The organism is Streptomyces sp. NPDC001709, from assembly GCF_053596375.1.
The window spans coordinates 288,755-314,482 of the sequence record NZ_JBSFGB010000006.1; the positions used below are offsets into that span (position 1 = coordinate 288,755).

The 25,728-nt window shown below is 72.0% G+C and carries 18 protein-coding genes; 11 read left to right on the top strand and 7 right to left on the bottom strand.

The annotated features are described in order from the left end of the window. The first annotated feature begins 3 nt into the window (after positions 1-3). Genes ACWC0C_RS12150 through fxsT form a run of 4 tightly spaced genes read left to right on the top strand, consistent with a single transcriptional unit; the run spans position 4 to position 7,642 of the window. Positions 4-3,276: an SAV_2336 N-terminal domain-related protein gene (locus tag ACWC0C_RS12150; protein ID WP_450863540.1), complete on the top strand. Its 3,273-nt coding sequence runs from the start codon at positions 4-6 to the stop codon at positions 3,274-3,276. Then, positions 3,273-3,425, top strand: a complete 153-nt coding sequence (locus tag ACWC0C_RS12155; protein WP_450863542.1) for a hypothetical protein — start codon at positions 3,273-3,275, stop codon at positions 3,423-3,425. Before ACWC0C_RS12150 ends, ACWC0C_RS12155 begins: the two co-directional genes overlap by 4 nt. Then, the gene (locus ACWC0C_RS12160) at positions 3,422-4,621 is read left to right on the top strand and encodes an FxsB family cyclophane-forming radical SAM/SPASM peptide maturase (RefSeq protein WP_450863543.1); all 1,200 of its coding nucleotides are present in this window, start codon (positions 3,422-3,424) and stop codon (positions 4,619-4,621) included. Before ACWC0C_RS12155 ends, ACWC0C_RS12160 begins: the two co-directional genes overlap by 4 nt. A 60-nt stretch (positions 4,622-4,681) precedes the next feature. Beyond that, positions 4,682-7,642 carry an FxSxx-COOH system tetratricopeptide repeat protein gene (fxsT, locus tag ACWC0C_RS12165; RefSeq protein WP_450863545.1) on the top strand — a complete coding sequence of 987 codons (2,961 nt, stop codon included), beginning with the start codon at positions 4,682-4,684 and terminating at the stop codon, positions 7,640-7,642. Positions 7,643-7,834: 192 nt separating this feature from the next. Here fxsT and ACWC0C_RS12170 read toward each other — a convergent pair whose 3' ends face one another. The 4 genes from ACWC0C_RS12170 to ACWC0C_RS12185 form a co-directional block, all read right to left on the bottom strand. Continuing rightward, a complete protein-coding gene (locus tag ACWC0C_RS12170; RefSeq protein WP_450863546.1) occupies positions 7,835-11,653 on the bottom strand; it encodes a multifunctional oxoglutarate decarboxylase/oxoglutarate dehydrogenase thiamine pyrophosphate-binding subunit/dihydrolipoyllysine-residue succinyltransferase subunit in 3,819 nt (1,272 codons plus the stop codon). Positions 11,654-11,956: 303 nt separating this feature from the next. Beyond that, entirely contained in the window at positions 11,957-13,081 is a 1,125-nt protein-coding gene (locus ACWC0C_RS12175) for a HAMP domain-containing sensor histidine kinase (RefSeq protein WP_450863548.1), read from the bottom strand. Beyond that, the gene (locus ACWC0C_RS12180) at positions 13,078-13,818 is read right to left on the bottom strand and encodes a response regulator transcription factor (RefSeq protein ID WP_449197288.1); all 741 of its coding nucleotides are present in this window, start codon (positions 13,816-13,818) and stop codon (positions 13,078-13,080) included. The genes ACWC0C_RS12175 and ACWC0C_RS12180 overlap by 4 nt, the downstream gene beginning before the upstream one ends. Positions 13,819-13,931: 113 nt before the next feature. Next, positions 13,932-14,609 carry a spermidine synthase gene (locus ACWC0C_RS12185; protein WP_450863551.1) on the bottom strand — a complete coding sequence of 226 codons (678 nt, stop codon included), beginning with the start codon at positions 14,607-14,609 and terminating at the stop codon, positions 13,932-13,934. Between the two features lie 197 nt (positions 14,610-14,806). On the opposite strand from ACWC0C_RS12185, the gene ACWC0C_RS12190 reads away from it, so the two are divergent. The 5 genes from ACWC0C_RS12190 to ACWC0C_RS12210 all read left to right on the top strand — a co-directional run bounded on the left by ACWC0C_RS12190 (position 14,807) and on the right by ACWC0C_RS12210 (position 20,079). Beyond that, the gene (locus ACWC0C_RS12190; protein ID WP_450863553.1) at positions 14,807-15,655 is read left to right on the top strand and encodes a rhomboid-like protein; all 849 of its coding nucleotides are present in this window, start codon (positions 14,807-14,809) and stop codon (positions 15,653-15,655) included. Positions 15,656-15,743: 88 nt separating this feature from the next. Beyond that, positions 15,744-18,173 (top strand): endopeptidase La, encoded by a 2,430-nt coding sequence (lon, locus tag ACWC0C_RS12195; protein WP_450863555.1) that lies wholly within the window; start codon positions 15,744-15,746, stop codon positions 18,171-18,173. Between the two features lie 94 nt (positions 18,174-18,267). Continuing rightward, positions 18,268-19,218 (top strand): serine/threonine-protein kinase, encoded by a 951-nt coding sequence (locus tag ACWC0C_RS12200; RefSeq protein WP_449197284.1) that lies wholly within the window; start codon positions 18,268-18,270, stop codon positions 19,216-19,218. Between the two features lie 312 nt (positions 19,219-19,530). After that, positions 19,531-19,902, top strand: coding sequence for a DUF1153 domain-containing protein (locus ACWC0C_RS12205; RefSeq protein ID WP_450863556.1), 372 nt, complete (start codon positions 19,531-19,533; stop codon positions 19,900-19,902). Positions 19,903-19,935: 33 nt separating this feature from the next. Then, positions 19,936-20,079, top strand: coding sequence for a hypothetical protein (locus ACWC0C_RS12210; protein ID WP_450863558.1), 144 nt, complete (start codon positions 19,936-19,938; stop codon positions 20,077-20,079). Between the two features lies 1 nt (position 20,080). Here the strand turns inward: ACWC0C_RS12210 and ACWC0C_RS12215 are convergent, their stop codons facing one another. Continuing rightward, positions 20,081-22,453 (bottom strand): SpoIIE family protein phosphatase, encoded by a 2,373-nt coding sequence (locus tag ACWC0C_RS12215; RefSeq protein WP_450863560.1) that lies wholly within the window; start codon positions 22,451-22,453, stop codon positions 20,081-20,083. A gap of 209 nt (positions 22,454-22,662) precedes the next feature. Here ACWC0C_RS12215 and ACWC0C_RS12220 point away from each other — a divergent pair, with 209 nt between their 5' ends. Further along, complete coding sequence (locus ACWC0C_RS12220) at positions 22,663-22,866, top strand: response regulator transcription factor (protein ID WP_449197279.1); 204 nt, start codon at positions 22,663-22,665, stop codon at positions 22,864-22,866. A gap of 52 nt (positions 22,867-22,918) precedes the next feature. Here ACWC0C_RS12220 and ACWC0C_RS12225 read toward each other — a convergent pair whose 3' ends face one another. Beyond that, a complete protein-coding gene (locus tag ACWC0C_RS12225) occupies positions 22,919-23,752 on the bottom strand; it encodes a lysozyme (protein WP_450863562.1) in 834 nt (277 codons plus the stop codon). Between the two features lie 237 nt (positions 23,753-23,989). On the opposite strand from ACWC0C_RS12225, the gene ACWC0C_RS12230 reads away from it, so the two are divergent. Further along, entirely contained in the window at positions 23,990-24,481 is a 492-nt protein-coding gene (locus ACWC0C_RS12230; protein ID WP_449197277.1) for a MarR family winged helix-turn-helix transcriptional regulator, read from the top strand. An 85-nt stretch (positions 24,482-24,566) separates the two neighbouring features. Here ACWC0C_RS12230 and ACWC0C_RS12235 read toward each other — a convergent pair whose 3' ends face one another. Further along, entirely contained in the window at positions 24,567-25,355 is a 789-nt protein-coding gene (locus ACWC0C_RS12235) for a protein phosphatase 2C domain-containing protein (protein ID WP_450863564.1), read from the bottom strand. Positions 25,356-25,728: the final 373 nt, after the last annotated feature.

Below are 25,728 nucleotides of genomic sequence, written 5' to 3' on the forward strand. Positions count from 1 at the left end.
CCCATGACCTCCCGCGCTCCCGGTGGCCCGACGAGCGGCGTGAGCCCGGTGCTCACGGCGCTGGTCGCGCGTATGCGGGACGCGGGGATCGCACCCGGGGTCGAGGAGCTGGCGGACGCGCTGTGGCTGGCGCGGTGGCTGCCGGCGCCCGCCGGACAACCCGCCGAGCCCCGGCTCGATCCCTCCTCCGGCCCGGAACCGCCCGGGGCGCACGGCACGCCGCCCCCACGCCCACAGCGGTCCCTCCCCCTGCCCACCGGGAGCGACGAGCCCGCGCAGCCCGACGGCGCCCGCCTGTTCGCCCCGGGTCCGGGCGGCGACGGCACCGGCACCCGGATGACCCCGGTCCGCGTCCCGGCCGCCCCCGCCCTGCCCGAACCCCTCGCCCTGCAACGAGGGTTACGGCCCCTGCAGCGCTACCGCGCGCCCGTACGGCCGGTTCCGCGCACCCTCGACGAGCGGGCCACCGCCGAACGCGCCGCCGAGTCCGGGCTCGTCCTGCCCGTCCTGCGCACCGACCGGCGCCGGGAGGCCCGCCTGCTGCTCCTGATGGACGTCTCCACCTCGACGGTCGTCTGGCAGCAGGCCCTCGACGAACTCCGCCAGGTCTGCGCCCGCGCCGGCGCCTTCCGCGAGGTGCAGATGCGCTATCTGCACGAGGCGCCCGGCGGAGCGCCCGGCTGCGCGGCGAGCCCGGAGCCCGGTGTCCCGCTCTACGCGCCGGAGCAGCTCAGCGATCCGACGGGGCGACGCGTCACGCTGGTCCTCAGCGACTGCGCCGGGCCCATGTGGCGCAGCGGCCGGGTGCAGCGGCTGCTGCACCGCTGGGCGGCCACCGCGCCCGTGGCCGTCGTACAGCCGTTGCCGCAGCGGATGTGGCTGCGGACCCATCTGCCCGCACGGCGTGGGTTGCTGCACCGGCGTGAGGGGCCGGCCGGGTCGCTGGGGTTCCGGCCGGACCGGGGGCCGGTGGAGGCCGGCGCGCTGCCGGTGCCCGTGCTGGCGTTGCGGCGGGAGTCGGTGGAGGGCTGGGCGCGGCTGGTGTCCGGTGCCACGGAGCAGTCGCTGGCCGCCGCGGCCGGGTGGGTGCGGGCCGATCACCCGGCGTCCGGGGCGCCCTTGCGGGCGGCGCAGGAGCGCGGCGCCGAGGAACGTGTGCGTGCGTTCTGGCGGCAGGCCTCGTCCGAGGCGCGGCGGCTGGCGGTGTGTCTGTCGGCGGTGCCGCTGTACCTGCCGGTGATGCAGCTCGTGCAGCACGCGATGCTGGCCGGGAGCGGGCCGGACGTCCTGTCCGAGGTGCTGTTGAGCGGGCTGCTGCGGCGGCGGGAGGACGCGGACGATCCGCGGACCGTGCGGTACGACTTCCTGCCGGGCGTCGCCTCCGAGCTGCGCTCGCGGCTGTCCGTCGACGAGGTGGAGCTGCTCTTCAAGCACTGCTCCGCGTACGTGGAACGCAAGTTCGGGCGCAGTGCGCGCAACTTCCCCGCCCTGGCCGGGGCGTTTCTGCGGGGAGCGGTGCCGCCGGACGGGGAGCTGTCGGCGGGCCCGGGGGAGCGGGAACCGGCAGGACTGTGGGCGTTCGCCGAGGTGTCGGCCGCGGTGCTGCGGGATCTGGGGACGCGGTTGCCGGCGGTGGCCGCGGCGGCCGGGCGGTCGGCGCAGGAGCTGCTGGAGCTGGGGCGGCGGGCGCTGGCCCGGTTCTACGAGGAGGGCCTGACCCGGGAACTCGACGCGGCGGTGGGATATTTCGGGGTGGCGGCGACCGATGCCGGCTCGGACGCGGAGCGGGTCCTCGCCCATGAGGACCTGGCCGACGCGCTGCTCACCCGGTGGCGGGTGCGGCGCGTGGGGGACGACCTCAGGGAGGCGTGGGAGGCGGTCGAAGACACTTCGTCCGTCTCCGGGCGACTCGTCCGGGGACTGGTGTGCTGGGCGCAGGCGCAGGAAGTGCGGTACGCGGGGGTCGGCTTCGACGGCATTCCGCAGAGCCTGCGGGAGTGGGCTCGTCAGGAGCCGGGGCGGGCCGAGGAGCGGGCACTGCGCGTGTTGCTGTACGTCGCCGAAGCGAGCCTCGTGGCCGTCATGGACGCGGGGGACGCGGGTTTGGAGCAGCGCAAGGTCGCCGCCGAGGTGCTGACGGATGTGCGGCGGGACATGGCGGGGTTGGGACCGGACGACGGGATCGACGCCGAGTTCTGGTACGTCCGCCACCTGGAGCGGGCCGGTGACGCGGTGGAGGTGTGGCTGGGGGGCCTGGACGGGTTCGTCGTACGGGGGCGGTTGTGGCTGGACCTGGCCCGGCAGTACGCGGGGAAGGGGCCGGTGGCCAGGTCCGCCCCCGACCGGTGGCGCGCCGAGTACTGCGCCGCGCGGGCCGGTGACGACCTCGTCGCGGCGGCCGGCGACGAGACCCTCCTGCCGGACGCGGTGCGCTGCCGGGTCTGGCTGGACGCGGCGGCCGCCATCGAGATCGAGCAACCCCCACGCGAGGACGGCCGGGAGCGGCGGACGCTGCTGTACGCGGTGAACGAGGCCTTGCGGGCCGCGGGCGACGACAAGGAGCTGAGGTTCGAGTGCCACGCGTGGGCCGCGAGGATCTACAGCGACCGCTACGCTCACTCCGCGGACCCGGCCCAGCTGGACCGAGCCATCGACGCGTGGTCCGAGGCCGCAGCGCTCCTCCACCTGGACGACCCCCGGCGGCCGGAGGTGTCGGCCGACCTCGGTCGTGCCCTGCTCCAGCGGTTCGTACAGGCGGGACAGTCGCCGGACGACCTCGCCCGGGCCGTCCACATGCTGCGCCGCGCGGTCGAGCAGTCCCTGCCCGACGATCCCCAGCTGCCCCTGCGGCGCCGGAGCCTGGCGGACGCGTACATCATGCGCTACCGCGAGACCGACGTACTGACCGAGCTGTACGAGGCCGACTGGCTGCTGGGCGCGGCCGTTCGCGCCGCCGACGACCCGGCGGACCTCGCCCGGTGCTGGAACAGCCGCGCACACGTGGCCCTGGAGCTGTACGGGCGCACCGAGGCGGTCACGGACCTGCACACGGCGATCGACTGGTTCGGCAAGGCCGTCGCGTACGCCGAGGAGGCGGGCGACGACGCCCTGGTGGCCGAGGCCCTCAGGGGGCGTGCCCAGGCACGGGAGCGGCAGGGCAGACCCGCCACGGCCCGCAGCGACTACGAACGTGCCCGACGCCTGACCGACCCCGCGCGTGCCGACGACTTCGACCGGCGCCGCTCCCCCCTGTCCCCCGAAACGGCCGACGAGTGATCCTTCCCGCCGACGACACCCACATACCCCTCCCGGAGATCGCGCCACCCGATCACACCGACCACCCGGTATTGGCCGCGATCCTCGCCGAACTCCGGGCACGAGAGGGGGAGCCCACCGTCGTCGCCCACTACGAGGACGCGCCATGAGGACCCACCCGGCATGGCCGTACGACACCCTGGACCCGCGCGCCCACGAGCCCGTCCCGTTCCGGCAGTTCGTGCTGAAGGTGCACGGCCGCTGCAACCTCGACTGCACCTACTGCTACCTCTACCAGGGCCCCGACCACGGCTGGCGCGACCGCCCACGGAGCGCCTCCGCCCGCACCATGCGCCGCACGGCACACCGCATCGCCGAGCACGTCCGCGCCCACCGCCTCGACGCCATCCGTATCGAACTCCACGGCGGCGAACCCCTCCTCACCGGCCCCGACCCGGTCCTCGCCTACGCCGATGCCGTACGCGAGGCCGTCGACTGCCAGGTCACCGCCACCGTCCAGACGAACGGCACGCGGCTGACGCGGGGGACCCTCGACCGCCTCGCCGAGGCCGGTATCCGGGTCGGCCTCAGCCTCGACGGCGGCCGCCCCGCGCACAACGCCCGCCGCGTCGACCACGCCGGCCGCCCCGCCTGGCCCGCCGTCCGCGCGGCAGCGGAGCGGCTCGCGGAGCGCCCGGAGTCGTACGCCGGCATCCTCTGCACGATCGACCTGGCCGCCGATCCGCTCGACGTCTACGGCTCCCTGGTCCGCCTGCGGCCGCCCGGCATCGACTTCCTCCTGCCGCACGCCAACTGGGGCACGTACGGCCGGCCCCCGGGAAGGCACCGCCCTGCCCCCACCCCGTACGGCGACTGGCTCACCACCGTCTTCGACGCCTGGTGGGACGGGCAGCGCCCCGCAGTCCCCACCCGCATCCGGCTGTTCCAGGAGATCGCCGCCCTCCTCCTCGGCGCCCCCAGCCGCGCCGAGGCCGTGGGACTGTCGCCCATGGCGGCCGTCGTCGTGGAGACCGACGGCGCCATCGAGCAGGTCGACGCGCTCAGGTCGGCGTACGAGGGAGCTTCCGAGACCGGGCTTGACGTCCACCGGCACTCCTTCGACCAAGCCCTGCGCCACCCCGGCGTGGCCGCACGCCAGCTGGGCGAGCGGGCGCTCGCCGACGAGTGTCGCAGCTGCCCCGTGGGGAAGGTGTGCGGTGGCGGGAACTATGTGCACCGGTACGCCCCGGGGACCGGGTTCCGGCACCCGAGCGTCTACTGTGCCGATCTGGAGCGGCTCGTCCGCCACATCTCCCGTCGGCTGACCGGTACCCTGCTCAACCCAGCACCTCTGCAGCCGACTTGACGCACAATTGAATAACCTGTGCACACTCGTGGCCAGGTTCAGTCGAGGGGAAACGGCGAGATGGCGGCGGAACTCGGACACGTCACGGTGGTGTTCGCCGGGCAGAGCGAGTCCTGGGCCAAGTGGATCGACCACCAGATCCGGGCCGCGGGACGGGGCACCACGCTGGTCAGGTGGAACCCGCTGCGGCGACCGCCGTCCGCCGAGGCGTTCGCCGAGCTGCTGAGCGCGCCGGGGCGCGTGCTGCTGGTGATCGACGACTGGCACGAGCGGCTCGGCGCCGAGCGGTTCGACGCCTGGGCCGAGGCCCTGCGGCAGGTGCTGCCGACGTACCACGACCGCATCGCCGCCGTGAGCATCACCGCCCGGCCCATGCCGGAGGCCGTCATCGCCCTGGCCCCCGTCGAACTGCGCGGCCTGCGGCCGGAGATCGCGCGCACCCGCGTCCTGGAGTGCGCGGGCATCCCGGCCCCGGGCACCCTGATCGACCTGCGCCGCGGCCCCCGGTTCCCCGACGACCCGCCGGACGTGTGGCAGGTCCCGCGCCGCAACCGCCGTTTCATCGGCCGCACCGAACTGCTGGAGAAGGTCTACGGCGCCTTCTCCGCCGCGGGGCTCGACGGCGCCGCCGTGGCGCTGCTCGGCCCGGGCGGCTTCGGGAAGACGCAGCTGGCGCTGGAGTACGTCCACCGGTTCGCGGGCGAGTACGACATCGTGTGGTGGGTCAGCGCCGCCCAGCGCGTCACCGCCCGCCAGCAGTTCGCCGACCTCGCGACCGCGCTGGAGCTGCGGGACGCCGGTGATCTGTCGGCCACCATCACGGCCGTACGGCGGGAACTCGACCGCACCCGGCGCCCCTGGCTGCTCGTCCTGGACGGTGCCGGCGACCCGGAGCGGCTGGTCGACCTGCTGCCCGAGGGGCGCGGGCACGTCCTGATCACCACGCACCGCAGCGAGTGGGGCGCCCACGCCGAGAACATCGCCGTGCCCGTCTTCGAGCGCGGCGAGAGCGTCGCCTTCGTCTCGCGGCGCACGGAGCGGCTCAGCGACACCCAGGCCACGCGCCTCGCCGAGGCCGTGGAGGACATGCCGCTGCTGCTCGACCAGACGGCCGCGTGGCTGGACATCAACCCGACCGTGCCGGTCGACGACTACATCCGGGACATCCGCGACGGCCGCCCGGCCCGCTTCGGTGTGATGCCCTCCGGCCAGTACCCGGAGAGCTTCGAGGTCGCCTGGGCCAAGCTCGTCAACACCCTGCGCGAGGGCTCCGAGTCCGCCTGGCAGCTCCTCAATCTGCTCGTGTGCTTCTCGCACGACGTGGTGCCGGTACGGCTGCTGCAGACGGCCCGGCACGGCGATCTGCCCGACGAACTCGCCGAGTTGATCACCGAGCCCAGCAGCTGGAACACCGCGCTGCGCCGGCTGTCGGAGATCACCTCCATGCGCATCGAGTACGAACCCGGCCCGCGGATGGACACCCAGACCGTCGGCACCCTGCGCATGCACCGCCTCTTCCACCGTTTCGTCCGCTCCATCCAGTCACCCGCCGACGCCGAGCGCTATTCGGCCGCCGCCCGCAAGGTCCTCGTCTCCGCCGACCCGCGCGACTCCTCCTCGCCCGGCAACTGGGCCCGGTACGCCTCCCTCATCCCGCACCTGGAACCGTCCGGTGCCCTAGAGTCGGCCGACGACGACGCCCGGCAACTCGTCCTGAACTGCATCGAATACCTGCGGATGCGCGGCGAGTACCACGACGGCTGGTGGCTCAGCCGTACGGCCGTGGGGCACTGGCGGGCCACCTCCGGCGACACCGACCGCTCGGTGCTCGTCGCCGGCCACCAGCTCGCCAACATGCTGCGCCGCCTCGGCCGGTACGAGGACGCCAAGACGGCCGGCCAGGAGATCCTCGCGCGCCTCGAACGCGCCGACGACGTACGGCCCATCGAGATCATCCGCGCCAAGGACGGCCTCGGCGGCACCCTCATGGCGCTCGGCCGCTACGCCGAGGCCCACGCCCTGTTCGAGGAGGCCGCCACGACGGCCGCCGCGGAACTCGGCGGGGAGCAGGTGCCGCGCACCCTCGCCGTCCGCAGCAACCTCGCCGTCGCCCTCGGCCTGGAGGGCCGCTACGCCGAGTCCCTCGCCCTGCACCGCAAGATCTTCGAGGCCCGGCTGGACATCCTCGGCGGCCGCGACGCCCTCACCCTCAACTCCGCGCTGCGCACCGCCTGGATGCTGCGGCTGCTCGGCAGCTACCGGGAGGCGCTGGCCATCCAGGGCCACAACTCCCGTGTGCACAGCCAGGTGCTGGACCGCACCCACGGCCAGACCCTGCTCGCCGAGCACAACCTCGCCCTGTGCGCCCGCCGCGTCGGCGATCTGCAGTTCGCGTACGCCATGCTGCGCGGGGTCCGGGAGAAGCTGATCCGCCGGCGCGGCCCGCTGCACCCGGACACGCTGATGGTGTCCTGCGACTACGCGATGCTGCTGCGCGACCTGGACCGCACCGAGGAGGCCCGCGACCTGGCCGAGGCCACCGCCACCCACTACGCCGCCCAGCTCGGCGAACGCCACCCGTACGCGATCGGCGCGCGGGACAACGTCGCGACCGTCATGCGCGACCTGGGCGAGCACCGGGTGGCGCTGGACCTGTCCCGGCAGGCCGCGCGTCAGATGCGGCGGGCGGTCGGCAGGGAGCACCCGTGGGCCATCGGCTGCGCCAAGAACGAGGTCGCCGCGCTGGCCGCCGTGGGACGGACCGATGAGGCGGCGGCGCTGGGCCGGGAGGCGGCCGACCGGTCCGCGCGTGTGCTGGGCGACGCGCATGTCCTCACCATCAGCCTGCGGGCCGGGCTCGCGCTCGACCTGGCCGACCTGGGCGAGCGGGACGAGGCCGAGTCACTGCACGAGGCCGCGGTGACCCGCCTCACCTCACTTCTCGGCGCCGACCACCCCCACACCCGCTACATCCTCGAACGCCGCCGCCCGTACTGGGACTTCGAGCCCCAGCCGATCTGATCGACCGAGGGTGCGGCAGTTCCCTAGGGGCGCGGGGCTGTATCGATATGCGGCTCCGCCGCGTGGGCGCGACCAGCCACGACGCATCCGCAGCCGCGAACGGACTCAACCAGCCCCGTGGGCAGGCGAAGGGCCCGGTACCGAGTAAGAACTCGGTACCGGGCCCTGAGCGTCGGCTGAACCGCCGGAGGCCTACGCCTCGAAGACCTCACGCACCAGCTGCTCCTGCTCCGCCTGGTGGCGCTTGGCCGAACCCACCGCCGGGGACGAGGAGTGCGGGCGCGAGATGCGCCGCAGCCGCTCGCCGTGCGGGACGTCCGCGCCGACCGCCAGGTCCAGGTGGTCGATCAGGTTGAGCGCGATGAACGGCCAGGCACCCTGGTTCGCCGGCTCCTCCTGCGCCCACAGGTACTTCTCGGCGTTCGGGTACTTCTTGATCTCCGCCTGGAGTTCGGCACCCGGCAGCGGGTACAGCCGCTCGATGCGGATGATCGCCGTGTCCGTGACGCCGCGCTTGACCCGCTCGGCCTCCAGGTCGTAGTACAGCTTGCCGGCCACGAAGACGACCTTGCGGACCGCGGCCGGGTCCACCGTCGCGTCGCCGATGACGGGACGGAACTGACCCGACGTGAACTCCTCCGTCTTCGACGCGGCGGCCTTCAGGCGCAGCATCGACTTCGGGGTGAACACCACCAGCGGCTTGTGGTGCGGGTTGTGCACCTGCCACCGCAGGAGGTGGAAGTAGTTCGACGGCAGGGTCGGCATGGCGACCGTCATGTTGTTCTGCGCGCACAGCTGGAGGAACCGCTCGACACGGGCCGAGGAGTGGTCCGGGCCCTGGCCCTCGTAGCCGTGCGGCAGGAGCAGGGTGACGCCGGACGTCTGGCCCCACTTCTGCTCGGCTGCCGAGATGTACTCGTCGACCACCGTCTGGGCGCCGTTGACGAAGTCGCCGAACTGCGCCTCCCACATCACGAGCGCGTCGGGGCGGGCCAGCGAGTAGCCGTACTCGAAGCCCATGACCGCGTACTCGGACAGCAGGGAGTTGTAGACGTTGTAACGCGCCTGCTCCTCGGACAGGTACTGCAGCGGCGTGTACTCCTCGCCCGACTCGCGGTCGATGAGGACCGCGTGGCGCTGGCCGAAGGTGCCGCGCTGGGAGTCCTGGCCGGACAGCCGGACCGGGGTGCCCTCCAGCAGCAGGGAGCCGACCGCGAGGGTCTCGCCCATGCCCCAGTCGATCGTGCCGTCCTCGACCATCGTCGCCCGGCGCTGCAGCTGCGGCAGCAGACGCGGGTGCACGTGGAAGGAGTCCGGGATGTTGACCTGGGACTCGGCGATGCGCTTGACGACCTCCGAGGAGATCGCGGTGCTCACGGCGACCGGGAAGTCCGCCTGGGGGTCCGGCACCGGGCCGGTGCCCTGCGGGGACGTGACCGCCTCGCGGACCTCGGTGAAGACCTTCTCCAGCTGCCCCTGGTAGTCCTGCAGGGCCTGCTCGGCCTCTTCCAGGGTGATGTCGCCGCGACCGATCAGGGACTCGGTGTAGAGCTTGCGCACCGAGCGCTTCTTGTCGATCAGGTCGTACATCAGCGGCTGGGTGAAGGCCGGGTTGTCCGACTCGTTGTGACCGCGGCGGCGGTAGCAGATGAGGTCGATCACCACGTCCTTGTTGAACGCCTGGCGGAACTCGAAGGCGAGCCGCGCCACGCGCACGACAGCCTCGGGGTCGTCGCCGTTCACGTGGAAGATCGGGGCCTCGATCATGCGGGCCACGTCCGTCGCGTACATGGAGGAACGCGAGGACTCGGGGGCCGCGGTGAAGCCGACCTGGTTGTTGATGACGATGTGGACCGTGCCGCCGGTGCGGTAGCCGCGCAGCTGCGACATGTTCAGGGTCTCGGCCACCACGCCCTGGCCCGCGAAGGCCGCGTCGCCGTGCAGCGCGACCGGCAGGACCGTGAAGTCCGTGCCGCCCTTGTTGATGATGTCCTGCTTGGCGCGGGCGATGCCCTCGATGACCGGGTCGACCGTCTCCAGGTGGGACGGGTTGGCGGCCAGCGAGACGGTGATCTGCTCGCCGTCCAGGCCGGTGAAGGTGCCCTGGGCGCCCAGGTGGTACTTCACGTCGCCGGAGCCGTGCATCGACTTCGGGTCGAGGTTGCCCTCGAACTCGCGGAAGATCTGCGCGTACGACTTGCCGACGATGTTCGCGAGGACGTTCAGGCGGCCACGGTGGGCCATGCCGATGACGACCTCGTCCAGACGGGACTCGGCCGCGGAGTCGATCACCGCGTCGAGCAGCGGGATGACGGACTCGCCGCCCTCCAGCGAGAAGCGCTTCTGGCCGACGTACTTCGTCTGCAGGAAGGTCTCGAAGGCCTCCGCGGCGTTCAGGCGGCGCAGGATCCGCAGCTGCTCCTCGCGCTCCATCTTGGAGTGCGGGCGCTCCACGCGGTCCTGGATCCACTTGCGCTGCTTGGGGTCCTGGATGTGCATGAACTCGATGCCGATGGTGCGGCAGTACGAGTCGCGCAGCACGCCGAGGATGTCGCGCAGCTTCATCAGGGACTTGCCGGCGAAGCCGCCGACCGCGAACTCGCGCTCCAGGTCCCACAGGGTGAGCCCGTGCTCGGTGATGTCCAGGTCGGGGTGCTTGCGCTGCTTGTACTCCAGCGGGTCGGTGTCGGCCATGACGTGGCCGCGGACCCGGTAGGAGTGGATCAGCTCGAAGACACGGGCGGCCTTGGTGACGTCGTCGTCGTGGCTGGCGTCGATGTCCTTGAGCCAGCGGACCGGCTCGTAGGGGATGCGCAGCGCCTCGAAGATGTCGTCGTAGAAGCCGTTCTCGCCGAGGAGCAGGTTCGCGACCTGGCGCAGGAACTCGCCGGAGGCGGCGCCCTGGATGACCCGGTGGTCGTAGGTCGACGTGAGCGTCATGACCTTCGAGATGCCGAGCTTGTTCAGGGTGTCCTGGGAGGTGCCCTGGAACTCCGCCGGGTAGTCCATGGAGCCGACGCCCATGATGACCGACTGGCCGGGCATCAGACGCGGGACGGAGTGGACCGTGCCGAGGCCGCCCGGGTTGGTCAGGGAGACCGTGACACCGGTGAAGTCGTCCATCGTCAGCTTGCCGTCACGGGCGCGGCGGACGATGTCCTCGTAGGCCTGCCAGAACTCGAAGAAGTTCAGCGTCTCGGCCTTCTTGATGGCGGCCACGACGAGCTGGCGGTCGCCGTTGGGCTTCACCAGGTCGATGGCCAGGCCGAGGTTGACGTGCGCCGGCTTGATGAGGGTCGGCTTGCCGTCCTTCTCGCCGAAGGCGTAGTTCATCGCCGGCATGGCCTTGATGGCCTGCACCATCGCGTACCCGATCAGGTGCGTGAAGGAGATCTTCCCGCCGCGGGCGCGCTTGAGGTGGTTGTTGATGACGATGCGGTTGTCGAACAGCAGCTTCACCGGGACCGCGCGGACCGACGTGGCGGTCGGCAGCTCCAGCGAGGCGTTCATGTTCTTCGCGACCGCGGCGGCCGGGCCGCGCAGCGTGACCAGCTCCGGGCCCTCGGGGGCCGCGGCGGCGGGAGCGGCCGTCGGCTTCGGCTGAGCGGGCGCCTGTGCGGGCTGCGCCGGCTTGGCCGGGGCCGGGGCCGCGGGCTTGGCCGCGGGAGCCGGGACCTGCGCGGCGGGGGCCGCAGCGGGCTTCGGAGCGGCCGCGGGGGCCGGGGCGGCGGCCTGGGGGGCCGGGGCCGCGGGCTGGGCCTGAGGGGCCGTGCTGGTGGTCTCTGCGGCCCCCGCGGCCGCAGTACCCGCCGCAGCCGGGGTGGCAGGAGCACCCGGCTTGTAATCGGCGAAGAAGTCCCACCAGGCTCGGTCTACCGAATTCGGGTCCTGGAGGTACTGCTGATAGATCTCGTCGACGAGCCACTCGTTTGGACCGAACGCGGCAGCGGGGTTCTTCCCGGCTTGGTCGTCGGTGGAGACGCTCGGGTTACTGGGGGACTGTGGCGACACGGCGGCAACCGCCCTCTTCCGCTTCACAAGGTGATGGACAGCGGGAATAAAGGCTACGCCTCCACGGCCGGGAAGGTCAGGTCGAGCAAGGTCATCGTCGCGTAAGTCACATCGAAAATCTTGTTTCAGGGCTTGATATGGCGGGAAACAAGCGTGGTTCCGCATGTGAGAGGGTGCGTGGGCACCGGCCCGGCGCGCCGTCGTCCGGCCGATCGCGCGGGCCTGCCCCTGATCACACGTGTCCAGCTGCCCGGCAGCGGCGCGGGCGCCCGTGGATCTTGTTCTTCCGGTTCGGACTTTACGTCAACTTGGGACGGAAGTCAGTCCCGGGAGAGTGACGATGATCCGGCAGCCCCGCTCGGATTCGGCCACACCGATCCGGCCACCGTGCAGATCCACCGCCCAGCGGGCGATCGCGAGACCGAGTCCCGTACCGCCGTCGCTGCCGGGGCCGTGCGGCCGGGTCACCGCGCCCCGGTTGAAACGCTCGAACACCCGGCGCCACTCCGACCTCGGGATGCCGGGGCCCTCGTCCAGGACCTCCAGCTCCAGCGACTCCGGCTGCGGCCCGCGCCGCGCCTTCACCGTCACCCGGCCGTGCGGCGGGCTGTGCTTGACCGCGTTGTCGATCAGGTTGGCGACCACCTGGTGGATGCGCTCGGGGTCCGCGTGCGCGGTCAGCTCGGGCGGGGAGACGTCCAGGTGCAGATGGACGTCGGTGCGCGTGTGGCTGCCCGAGCCGGAGGCGATGCCGGCGCGCGCCGAGGCCACCATGTTGGCCTCCTTCAGCACGCCCGAGAGGTACGGCCACACCTCGAAGCGGCGCATCTTCAGCGGTACGACGCCGTTGTCGAGCCGGGACAGGTCCAGCAGGGTCTCCACCAGCCGGCCGAGCCGCTCGGTCTGCTTCAGGGCCGTCCGCATGGTCTCCGGGTCGGCCTCGGTGACCCCGTCGACGATGTTCTCCAGCACCGCGCGCAGCCCGGCGATGGGCGTCCGCAGCTCATGGGAGACGTTCGCGACCAGCTCTTTTCGCTGGCGGTCCTGGGCCTCCAGCTCGTCCGCCATGACGTTGATCGTCTGGGCCAGGTCGCCCAGCTCGTCCCGGCGGCCCTCACTCACCCGGCGGGTGTAGTCGCCCTGGGAGATCGACCGTGCCACGGCGTTCATCTCGTCCAGCGGCATGGTCAGCGAGTGCGCCACGAACTGCGTGATCAGCAGGGTGGCGATCATCGAGAAGACCGTGATGAAGCGCAGCTCGGTCTTGGTGTGCACGGCGACGATCGACAGACCGGTGGTGATCAGCACCGCGATGACGACCAGCGCGCCCAGCTTGGTCTTGATCGAGAACGGGCGTACGCCGCCCCAGGGGTCCTCGGTGGGTGTCCCGGGGCTCCTGCGTGCGGCCTGCCGCCCGTCGCCGCTCATGGTGTGGGCGTCTCCAGCGCGTACCCGACGCCGTGCACGGTACGGATCCGCTCGGCGCCGATCTTCCGGCGCAGCGCCTTGATGTGGCTGTCGACCGTACGGGTGCCGGAGGCGTCCGCCCAGTCCCACACCTCGGCCAGCAGCTGCTCCCGGGAGAGCACCGCGCGCGGGGTGTTCGCCAGGCACACCAGCAGGTCGAACTCGGTGGGTGTGAGGTGGACGTCCTCGGACTTCACCCGCACCCGGCGCTGCGCGTGGTCGATCTCCAGCTCACCGAGGCGCAGGATGCCGGAGCGCGGGGTGGTGGCGGCCAGCGCCGCCCGCTCCACCCGGCGCAGCAGCACGTGCACCCGTGCGGCCAGCTCCCGCATCGAGAACGGCTTGGTCATGTAGTCGTCCGCGCCGACCCCGAGACCGACCAGCATGTCCGTCTCGTCGTCGCGCGCGGTCAGCATCAGCACCGGCACCGGGCGCTGCGCCTGCACCCGCCGGCAGACCTCGAGGCCGTCGAAGCCCGGCAGCATGATGTCGAGGATCAGCAGATCGGGCTGCCAGGCCTCGGCCGTGTCCACGGCGGACGGGCCGTCCGACGCGGTCTGTACGAGAAATCCCTCGGCGCGGAGCCGGGCCGCGATGGCGTCGACGATCGTGGGATCGTCCTCGACGACCAGCACCCGGCGCTGTGCGCCCGGGGTGGTCGTCGCCGCGCCGCTCTGGGAGGTGTGTGTCTGCTCCATCGCCCGCCCCTGCTTGTTGCTTTCCGGAACCAGTGGGGTGATCCCATGTCTGCGATTGACGCTTGAATGATCCGCGTCAGGGCAGCACATTACGGGGATCCACCGCGGTGTCGCTATCCAGGTCGGACGCCGAGGTGTACCGCGTCCGGAACGCCCCGGGCAACGGGCACCTCTTCGGTACGCACCTGACGGAACCCGGCATTCCGCAAGGTTCCTTCAAATTCCGGAGAGGGTTCGGCGGACCACACGGCGAGCACCCCGCCGGGGTTCAACACCCTTGAGCAGGCGGTGAGTCCGGCCGGCGCGTAAAGGGTGTGGTTGTCGTCCGTCACGGTCCAGCCGGGGCCGTTGTCGATGTCCAGGCAGAGCGCGTCGAACGTGTCGGATGTCTCATTGACGAACGTCACGAGATCGCTCTCCACGATCTCGGTGCGCGGATCGCCGAGCGCGTCCGCGGTGACCTCCGCCAGCGGCCCGTCCCGGTGCCAGCCGACGACGGCGGGCTCCCGCTCGACCACGGTGATCCGCCCCCACCGGGGGTCCGCCGCGGCATGTGCGAGTGAGAATCCCACTCCCAGCCCGCCGATCAGCACTTTCGGCTCGGGCCGCCCGTCCAGCGCGGCGTACGCGGCGTCCACCAGCAGCCGCTCCGAGCGCCCGTCGGAGGTGTCCATCAGGAAGCAGCCGTTGGCGATGATCTGCAGCACCGTTCCGTGCCGGCGCAGCACCACCTCACCGAACGGGCCGTCGCGCCGGTCGAGGACCACGGGGGAGTCGTACACGGCAGTCATGAGCCCATCTTGGTCGAACGGGGCTTGGCGTTCACGGGAATTCCCGATGTCGACCGCTCCATGGTGACGGCCGTGGTGGTGTGCGGACGCTTCTGGAGCGTGAGAGGTTGCTGTGAATCGGCTCTCGGGTGGCGTCGGTCATAGACAGCGGCCTCGGGAACGCGAAGGGTGGGGCGCGACGGAAGGAGCGCCACACCGTGGAACGGATCGTGACCGGCCCCGTGACGGCCGCGTCCCCGCCCCAGGGCACGCCTCTTCCGGCCACCGGCCTGCCGGACGTCGCCGGGCTGCTCGACGGCGTCCCACGGCAACGCGAGCTGCACGCCCCGGTCGCGGTCGCGACACCGGTACGGGCCATGTCGCCGGCCCCGGCCGCGTCGCCGGTCCCCGCCGTGCCCCGGCCCTCCTTCCGGCCGTGGCACCCGCTGCTTTCCCTCCGGCCCTGGCACCTGCTGCCCAGCCCGGCCGGCACCCCGTTCACCTTCGCCTACGCGGCCGTCCTGGCCGTCACCTCCGTGGTGGCGGCCCTGGCCGACCCGGGACTGGTGCACACCCTCTACCAGGACTCCAGCACGGACGTCGCCCATCTGCTGCGTTCGCCCGCCCTCGTATTGCTGGCGAGCGCGCTGTGGATCGCGGGGGGTGTCCTCTCGCCGTACGCGCTCGCGTTCGTGCTGGTGCTCACCGCGCTGGAGCGGCGCATAGGCGGTGCGCGGACCGCCTGCGTCTTCCTGGCCGGCCATGTCCTGGCCACCCTCGCCACCGAGATCCCCGTGGGCCTGGCCGTCCTCTTCGGCCACCTCCCCACCACCTCACTGCACCGGCTCGACTACGGCATCAGCTTCGGCGTCGCCGCCAGCATCGGCTCCCTGGCCGGCCTCCTGCGCCCCTGGCTCCGCTGGCCCCTGCTCGCCCTGACGGCCGGTCTCCTGCTGAACGACCTGATCGCGTTCCTGGACCCCATGACCAACTGGGGCCACCTGATCGCTTTGACGATAGGCGTGACGAGCTGGCCCCTTGTGCGCCGGTGGACTGTGCGCAACTGATCGCTCACAGCGAACAAACAAGGGGAACACCAGCAGCCCCCGGGTAGTTGAGTCGGCATAGCTCAACTTGACTGCAGAAGGGGAGATCATGGCTACTGAGTCCTCCGCGTTCACGCTCGTCCTGCCCGTGCTCCCGCTCGACGACGAGGTCGTGCTGCCCGGCATGGTGGTTCCGCTGGACCTGAGCGACGCCGAGGTGCGGGCCGCGGTGGAGGCCGCACAGGCCGCCGCCCGGTCCGAACCGGGCAAGCCCAGGGTGCTGCTGGTGCCACGGATCGACGGCACGTACGCGAAGACCGGGGTGCTGGGCACGGTCGAGCAGGTCGGCCGGCTGGCCGACGGTGACCCGGGGGCTCTGATCCGCGGCCGCAGCCGCGTACGGATCGGCGCGGGCACCACCGGTCCCGGCGCGGCCCTGTGGGTCGAGGGCGCGCGGGTCGAGGAGACCGTGCCGGAACCGCTGCCCGGCCAGGTCGCCGAGCTGGTCAAGGAGTACAAGGCCCTCGCCACCAACTGGCTGAAGAAGCGCGGTGCCTGGCAGGTCGTGGACCGCGTCCAGGCCATCGACGACGTCTCCGCGCTCGCCGACAACTCCGGCTACTCACCGTTCCTCACCATCGAACAGAAGGTCGAACTGCTGGAGACCGCCGACCCGGCGGCCCGGCTCAAGCTCGCCACGCAGCAGCTCCGCGACCACCTCGCCGAGCAGGACGTGGCCGAGACCATCGCCAAGGACGTCCAGGAGGGCGTGGACAAGCAGCAGCGCGAGTTCCTGCTGCGCCGCCAGCTGGAGGCCGTCCGCAAGGAACTGCGCGAGCTGAACGGCGAGCAGGACGGCGAGGAGTCCGACGACTACCGCGCCCGCGTGGAGGCCGCCGACCTGCCGGAGAAGGTCCGCGAGGCCGCGCTCAAGGAGGTCGACAAGCTGGAGCGGTCCAGCGACCAGTCCCCGGAGGGCTCCTGGATCCGCACCTGGCTGGACACCGTCCTGGAGATGCCCTGGAACGAGCGGACCGACGACAACGCGTCCGCGTACGACATCCAGGGCGCCAAGGCGATCCTGGACGCCGAGCACGCGGGCCTTCAGGACGTGAAGGAGCGCATCACCGAGTACCTCGCGGTGCGCAAGCGGCGCGGTGAGCGCGGCCTGGGCGTCATCGGGGGGCGGCGCGGAGGTGCCGTACTGGCCCTGGTGGGCCCGCCCGGTGTCGGCAAGACGTCGCTCGGCGAGTCCGTCGCCCACGCCATGGGCCGCAAGTTCGTCCGCGTCGCCCTCGGCGGCGTCCGCGACGAGGCCGAGATCCGCGGTCACCGCCGTACGTACGTCGGCGCGCTGCCCGGCCGGATCGTGCGGGCCGTCAAGGAGGCCGGGTCGATGAACCCGGTGGTCCTGCTCGACGAGATCGACAAGGTGGGCTCCGACTTCCGCGGCGACCCGGCCGCGGCCCTGCTCGAAGTCCTGGACCCGGCGCAGAACCACACCTTCCGGGACCACTACCTGGAGGTCGAGCTCGACCTGTCGGACGTGGTCTTCCTGGCCACCGCCAACGTCCTGGAGGCCATCCCGGAGGCGCTCGCCGACCGTATGGAGATCGTCCGCCTGGACGGCTACACCGAGGACGAGAAGGTCGTCATCGCCCGCGACCACCTGCTCCCGCGCCAGCTGGAGCGGGCCGGCCTGGCGAAGGACGAGGTCACCCTGGACGAGAGCGCCCTGCGCAAGCTGGCCGGCGAGTACACGCGCGAGGCGGGCGTGCGCACCCTGGAGCGGTCCATCGCCCGGCTGCTGCGCAAGGTCGCGGCCCAGCACGAACTCGGCGAGCGGGAGCTGCCGTTCACCGTGGGGGAGGAGGACCTGCGCGGTCTGATCGGGCGCCCGCACCACGTGCCCGAGTCCGCCCAGGATCCGGCCGAGCGCCGTACGTCCGTCCCCGGCGTGGCGACCGGTCTGGCGGTCACCGGCGCGGGCGGCGACGTGCTCTTCGTCGAAGCCTCCCTGGCCGATCCGGAGACGGGCGCGGCGGGCCTGACCCTGACCGGTCAGCTCGGTGACGTGATGAAGGAATCGGCGCAGATCGCGCTGAGCTTCCTGCGCAGCCACGGCGCCGAACTGGAACTCCCGGTCGGTGACCTGAGGGACCGGGGCGTGCACATCCACTTCCCGGCGGGCGCGGTCCCGAAGGACGGCCCGAGCGCCGGCATCACGATGACCGCGGCGCTCGCGTCCCTCCTCTCCGGCCGGCTGGTCCGCACGGACGTGGCGATGACCGGCGAGGTCTCGCTGACCGGCCGGGTGCTGCCCATCGGCGGCGTCAAGCAGAAGCTGCTCGCCGCCCAGCGTGCCGGGGTGACCACCGTGATCATCCCCAAGCGCAACGAGCCCGACCTGGACGACGTCCCGGCCGAGGTGCTGGACCGGCTCGACGTCCACACCGTGACCGACGTCCGCCAGGTCCTGGAGCTGGCGCTCGCGCCCGCGACGAACGGCGCGACGCCGGAGGTTCCCGTGGCGGCGTGACGGACGCTTCGGGAAAGGCGAGGCCCGGGTCCCGTGAGGGAGGCCCGGGCCTTGGCCATGCGCTCATACCGGGATAGGTCGATAGAATTCAGGCGTGAGTTGGCCCCCCAAGAGCCCCTCCGGCCTGATCGGGGCCGAGATCGCGGGTTACCGGGTGGAACGCGAACTCGGCCGCGGTGGCATGGCCGTCGTCTACTGCGCCAAGGACCTGCGCCTCGGCCGGACGGTCGCCCTCAAGCTGCTCGCCCCCGAGTACACCCGCAACGACGCCTTCCGCCGCCGTTTCGCCCAGGAGTCCCGGGTGGCCGCCGCCATCGACCACCCCAACATCGTCCCCGTCTTCGAGGCCGGCGAGTTCGACGGCGTGCTCTACATCGCCATGTGCTTCGTCTCCGGCAAGGACCTGCGCGCCCTGATCGACCGGGAGGGCCAGCTGCCGGTCGCCACGGCGCTGCGCATCGCCGCCCAGCTGGCGTCCGCCCTCGACGCGGCCCACGCGCGCGACCTGGTGCACCGGGACGTCAAACCGGCCAATGTGCTCGTCGCCAAGGGGGTCGACAGCGATCACCCCGAGCACGTCTACCTCACCGACTTCGGGCTGGCGAAGAAGTCGCTGTCGCTGACCGGGTTCACCACCGCGGGCGAGTTCGTCGGCACCCTCGACTACGTGGCGCCGGAGCGGATCACCGGGCGCCCGGTGGACGGCAGGTCCGATCTGTACAGCCTGGCCTGTGTGGTCCACGAGATGCTCGCGGGCACCCCGCCGTTCAGGCGGGAGGACCAGCTCGAACTGCTGTGGGCGCACCAGTACGACGCGCCGCCCGCCCTCAGCAAGGAGCGGCAGGACATTCCGGAGACCGCCGACGACGTGGTCAAGAGGGCGCTGGCCAAGGCCCCGGAAGACCGTCACGGCAGCTGCCTGGAGTTCGTCGCGGACCTGCGCGGCGCAGTTGCCGTCTGCGGCTCCCGTGACCGCACGCCCACCCGGGTGGACCGCGTTCCGCCCCCGGAACCGCCGTCCTGGGCCCGGCCGTTCCTCACCTGACCTGCGTCTCTTACGCGGGCATTACCCGACGCCTGTGAGTGCGTCAAGTCCCGAGTCCTCGGAACGTGACCGCGATTTCCCGTTCGGGCTTACTTGAAGCACGGCCTCACCGGAAAGGAAATGAGGCGGTCCGGAGGGCGGAAATCCTCCGGAATGCTTCCGGGAATCCTCTCGGGAAATCCTCACGGCAATGGGAGAAAATCCCTGCGTCACCGGTGGTGGCGGTGGCAGCCTCTTCTGATCGTCTCTTCACCCGAAACCCCCTCATCCAGAACCTCACCTCACCCCCCACGATCGAAAACGGAGACCCCGATGTCCACAAGCTTCTGGCGGCGTCCCCTCGCCCTCGCGGCGGCTTCCGTGGCCATCGTCACCGTCACCGCGTGCGGCGCCCAGAAGGCCACCCACACGACCCCGTCCGCCCCCACCGGCTACTCGGCCCTGGCCCACCAGTCCCCGCCCTGCGGCTTCTCGCTGCACGACCTGCCCGACAAGCCGAAGTCGGAACTCACCCTGGTCGACCGGGCACGGATCATGCTGGCCGTACTGACCGGTCAGGTGAAGAAGGACGAGGTGGCCAAGAAGTACAAGGTCTCGGACAAGGAGATCACCAAGTGGGAGCACCAGGTCCTGAACGGCGACTGGCTCGGACTCCTGGGAGATGTTTCCCCCTTCTCTTCGTGACCCGCGAACGCGAACGGAATTGAAAAAACGGAATTGAAAAAGCGGAATGGGGTCTGCGTCGGCGTCTGCGCGGGCAGCGTGAACGGCGGCAACGGCAGGAACGGCGGGATCTGTCTCGGCGTCGGCTGCGAGACCAGCGGTCAGGGCGGCCGTGGGGGCGACGGCGGCGACGGCTGACTCAGCCGGTGGCCCTGGAGAGCGACTGCTCGGCCCACACCGTCTTGCCGACCCGGTCGTGCCGGGTGCCCCAGCGGTCGGCCAGCTGGGCGACCAGCAGCAGGCCCCGGCCGCCCTCGTCGAAGATCCGGGCGCGCCGCATGTGCGGGGTGGTGCCGCTGGAGTCGTACACCTCGCAGATCAGGGTCGAGTTCTGGTGGATCAGCCGGAGCCGGATGGGCGGGCGGCCGTAGCGGATGGCGTTGGTGACCAGCTCGCTGACCATCAGCTCGGTCGTGAAGACCGCCTCCGCCAGACCCCAGGCGAACAGCTGGTCGTCGACGAGGCGGCGGGCGCCGGAGACGGCGGTGGGCTCGTTCGCCAGCTCCCAGGAGGCCACCCGGTCCTCGTGCAGGCCCCGGGTGCGGGCGACGAGCAGGGCGATGTCGTCGTCGGGGCGGTGGCTCAGCAGCGCGGTGATGACCCGGTCGCAGATCGCGTCCAGCGTCGGCGCGGGGCGGCCGAGCGCGGCGAACAGCTTGTCCAGTGCCTCGTCGATGTCGTGGTCGCGGGCCTCGAGCAGTCCGTCGGTGTAGAGCGCGAGCAGGCTGCCCTCGGGCAGGTCGGTCTCGAAGGCCTCGAACGGCAGCCCGCCGAGCCCCAGTGGCGGACCGGCCGGCACGTCGAGGAAGTGGACGTCGCCGTCCGGGGTGACCACGGCGGGCGGCGGATGGCCGGCCCGGGCGAGGCTGCATCGGCGCGAGACGGGGTCGTAGACCGCGTAGAGACAGGTGGTGCCGATGCCCCCCGCGGTCTCGGCCGCCGGGTCCGTGCTGCCCTCGTCGGCGGCGAGCCGCAGGACCAGGTCGTCGAGGTGGGTGAGGAGTTCGTCGGCCGGGAGGTCGACGTCGGCCAGGGTGCGCACCGCGGTGCGCAGTCGGCCCATGGTGGCGGAGGCGCGGATGCCGTGGCCCACCACATCGCCCACGACGAGCGCCACCCGCGCCCCGGACAGCGGGATCACGTCGAACCAGTCGCCGCCCACCCCGGCCCGGGTCGCGGCGGGCAGGTACCGGGTGGCGATGTCCAGGGCCGCCTGGTTGGGCAGCGTGTGCGGAAGCAGGCTCTGCTGGAGGGCCATGGTGGTGGTGCGGGCGCGTGAGTAGGCGCGGGCCTGCCGGATGCCGGCCGCCGCCTTGGCCGTGAACTCCTGGGCCAGCCGCAGATCCTCCGGGCCGAACCGCTCCCGGCCGGGGCGCCGGCCGAACAGCGCCACCCCGAGCGTGCTGCCCTGCTCGAGCAACGGCACCGCCAGCAGCGAGCACGCCCCGGACACGCGCAGCCACGCCGCGCCCGGGTCGACCGTCGCCCACTCGGCGACGAGCGGGTCCGTCGTGTCGTACAGCAGCGGCCGGCCCGCCGTCAGGCACTGGGCCGGCGGGGAGTCCACCGGGCAGACGATCGCCTCGCCGACGCCGGTGCCGTAGGCGGCTGCCTCGCCCTCCGGTACGGCGCGCAGCGCGGCGCGGCGCAGCACCACCGGGCCGGGCTGCGGCGCGGGTTCGTCGGCCTCGCGGGGGGAGTCGAGCAGGTCGACCGCCATGACGTCGGCGAGCCGGGGGACCGTGACCTCGCCGAGTTCCTGCGCGGCGCGGGCCTGTTCCGCCGCCGTGCCGACGTGCGCGGCGCTCGCGGCCGACGGGCGCCCCCGGCCGGCGGAGTCCGGGGCGGGCGCCTCGGTGGACAGGCAGACGGCGCGCACCCGGCCGCCCGCGTCCTTCAGCGGAGTGAGGACCGCGCCGGGGCCCAGTTCCGGGCCGAGCCGGGCCCGGGCCTGCTGCGGCCCGCCGGACTCCAGCGCGAGCCGCATCGCCCGGTCGGCCGCCTCGCTCGCGGCGCCCGGCGCGATGTGCGGCAGCCGCAGTCCGCGCATCGCGGCCTCGGGCAGGGCGAGGGCGTGTTCCATGCGCCGGTTGGCGCGTACGAGGCGCAGATCGGCGTCGAAGATCGCCAGCGGGAAGGGGGACTGCAGGAACGTCCACTCCTCCAGCGGTTCGCCCCGGGGCGGCTGTGTCCGGGCCGTCACGGCGCTCACCACGAGCCATTCGGTGACGCCGGTGTCCGAGGTCCGGCGGTGCGCGAGCACGCCCAGCTCCAGCCGCCGGCCGTCGCGGTGCAGCAGCGGGACGGTGCCGTTCCAGCGCTCCCGGCCGGCGACGATCCGGCGGGCCGCCGAGCCGTCGGCGGCGAGCAGCACGGTGGCGGGCCGTCCGACGACGGCCGGTGAGTCGTAGCCGAGCAGCCGCTCCGCGCCCTCGCTCCAGCTGGTGAGGATGCCCTGCTCATCGATGGTGGCCGTGGCCGTGTACGTCGACTGTCGCTCCTGTCGCTCCATCGCCGCTCATCTCGCCCTTGCTCGGCAGGCCCTACTGACCAGCATGATCCCGGCCGGCGCGGAGCACCAACGCAGGACGGCGGGAAGAAAACGCCGGCGGGCCGCAACCGGTCGGCGGCCTCCGGGCGTGGAGTAGACAAACGCCCTTATCGACACATTACGGATTCAGGTATTGCGGATTCCGCCGGGGGTGCGACCAGGGAGGACCGATGACCGTCATGACCCCGCCGCTGACCGACCGCGAGCTGGAGACGCTCCGGCACATCGCGGCGGGCCGCACCTATCTGCAGGCGGCCCGCGCCATGGGCGTCTCCCGGCACACCGTGGACGCCTATCTGCGCCGCATCCGCGTCAAGCTCGGCCACACGAGCACGGCCGAGCTGACGCGGATCGCGATTTCCCTCGGGCTGTGATCTCCCTCGGGCCGTGATCTGCCCGGGGCGGTGATCTCCGGAGCCGTGCCGACTAGCCGTTGGCCAGCGCCTGCACCCGGTCCAGGGCCCCGTTGAACTTGTCGTGGTCGCCGACGGTCGGGCCGGAGGAGGTGTACTGCCACATCGTGTAGTACGACCAGCCGGCCGGCAGCGTCCCCGGGTCCGAGGCGTAGCGGGCGATCCACAGCGGGTTGTTCACGGCGAAGCCGCCGTAGTTGCCGGTGCACTGGGTCCACCAGCTGGTCGCCGTGTAGATCACGGCGTCCCGGCCGGTGAGGGACTTGTAGGTGGTGAGGAAGTCGGCGATCCAGCCGACCATCTGGCTCGCGGTCTTGCCGTAGCAGGCGGCCCCGTACGGGTTCCACTCGATGTCGAGCGTGCCCGGCAGGGTCTTGCCGTCCCTGGACCAGCCGCCGCCGTGGCCGACGAAGTAGCTCGCCTGGGTGGCGCCGCTGGTGGTGTCCGGGGTCGCGAAGTGGTAAGCGCCGCGGATCATGCCCACGTTGTACGAGCCGTTGTACTGCTGGGCGAAGTACGGGTTGGTGTAGTACGTGCCTTCGGTCGCCTTGGTGTACGCCCACCTGACCCCGCTGCCCCACAGGGTCGACCAGGCCACGTTGCCCTGGTAGCCGGCGACGTCCACGCCCTCGGTCTGGGTGACGGCACTGGGGGCCGGGGTGCCGTGCCGGCCGTCGTGGGCGAGGACGCCCATGCCCATGTGGGCGGAGCCGCGGCTGGGCGTGGTCGCGGCATAGGCGGAGGTGAGGGGGAGGGAGAGGGAGAGCGCCGCGAGCAGGGCCGTGACGAGGACGGCGAGGGGCCGCGGGCGGATGGGGCGGTCGGGGCCGGGTCTGTGCACGGGCATGACGTGCCTCCGGAATGTGGGGTGGGGGGAGCGTGGCAGTGACCGTGTACCGAATGCCGCACTGGCGTGGGCATGCCATTCATTGCCTGCTAAAGAAGCTACGCACGTAGATGACGGCCTGGGAAGGGGGTCCGGACGCCGCCGTTGGTCTACGCCTGCGAAATACTTACGGAGCTGCGGCAATGACGACTTTTGGCAGAAACTTTCAGGACCGCGAAACCGAGCAGGGGTGCTGACGTGCACGAGGACGGAAACGGCGACGCACAGCGCGGCGCCCACGAGGTGACGCCCAGTGGCGCCGACCAGGAATTCCTGGCGCTGGAGCGGGAGTTGACCGTGCTGCTCCGGCGCGCCCGGGCCAACCAGGGCGAGATGGCCCGCGAGGTCCATCCCGACCTGGAGTCCTCCGCGTACGGCCTGCTCATCCGCCTGGACGAGTGCGGCGGCCGGCGGGCCACGGAACTCGCCGCCTACATCGGCGTCGGCAAGGCCACCATGTCCCGCCAGCTGCGTGCCCTGGAGGAGCTGGGCCTGATCGCCCGCGAACCCGACCCCGCCGACGGCCGCGCCTGGCTCGTCACCCTGACCGACGAGGGCCGCCGCCGGGTCGGCAAGGTCCGCGAGGCGCGCCGCGCCCGTTACGTCAGGCAGCTCGCCCACTGGGACCGCCGCGAGGTCTCCGAACTGGCCCGGCTGCTACACCAGTTGAACAGGGTCATGGAGAAGTAGGGCCGTACGGGCGCGGGGTCGTGGAGCGGCCGGCCGGACCCGCGCGCAGGGCCGTGGAGCGGCGGGCCTGGACCCGCGCACGGCCTCACAGCTCCACGTACACCACCGTCGCGTCGTCGTGCGTCTTGCTCCGCCGCAGGAACGTCCGTGTCTCCCGGTCCGCCGACTCCAGCTCCCGCACCCGGTCCACCAGTGACCGGGCGCCCTCCTTCGCGATCGTCTCGAACAGGGACTGCCAGTCGCCCTCGTGGAACTTCTCCGTCCAGCGGGTCGCGCCGTCCGTCAGCGCGGCCAGGGCGCGCACCTCGCGCCGGGGCAGGGCGCCGGCGACCGCGCGGGCGGCCACCGAGGGATCGGCGGCGGCCGTGAAGAAGCCGCCCTCCTTGTTGCGCAGGGTGGCGTCCACCAGCGCGTCGGTGGCGAGCGCGGGGCGCGGGAGCCGGGCCAGCCGGTCGTCCAGCACCGGGGTGACCGTCCCGTCGGGGCCGCGCAGCAGCAGTGCGGAGTCGGACAGCACCAGGTACTCGACCGTGTCGGCGGACCAGCGGGCCAGGGTGACGGTGGCCTGCGGGGTACGCGGGTGAGAAAGCTCACAGGTTCGCGCATGGGACTCGGCGGTGCGGGCGATCGCCCGCGACAGAATCTCCGGGAGCGTTAGATCTCCGCGCGAAACGGTCAGTTCGGTCAGCGCGCCGCCGAGCCGGGCGGTGAACCAGGGGACGGAATGCAGACACCCCGTCGCACCCCGTGGCGGAGTCACCCCGTCCAGGACGATCACACAACCTCCCTGTCCGGAGGCGGGTAGTCCGACACCGGCGAAGTCCTCGTTGGGGCGGTTCGGGTCGCCGGGTTCCGAAACGAGATCAGTTCGCATTCAGCCAGTCTGCACGAGCCCTTCACGGGATTCGCCAAAGGCTGGCAACTACCGTCGAATTGACACGACCGCGCAGGTCAGCCGCCTGGTTTGGGGTGGAATGGGCCACTCCGGGAAGGCGTGGTGGCGAATCCTGCCAAAGCCTGCCGCGCGCGTCCAACCGGCGTGCCGGGAAAGGGCACCGCACGCGCCACGGGAACTTGCCCGCCAACTCCCCTCCGATGTTCACTCCTTCGGGTGGCGGGTCAGGTGATGCGCGACCACTGTCGACCGGCGCTGGGAGGGTCGGGGACCGTACGAACCGGGTGTACGCACCACTTGGCACGGATATGACGGGGCACCACCCGGGCCCTTGAGCAGACGAGTTCAGGAT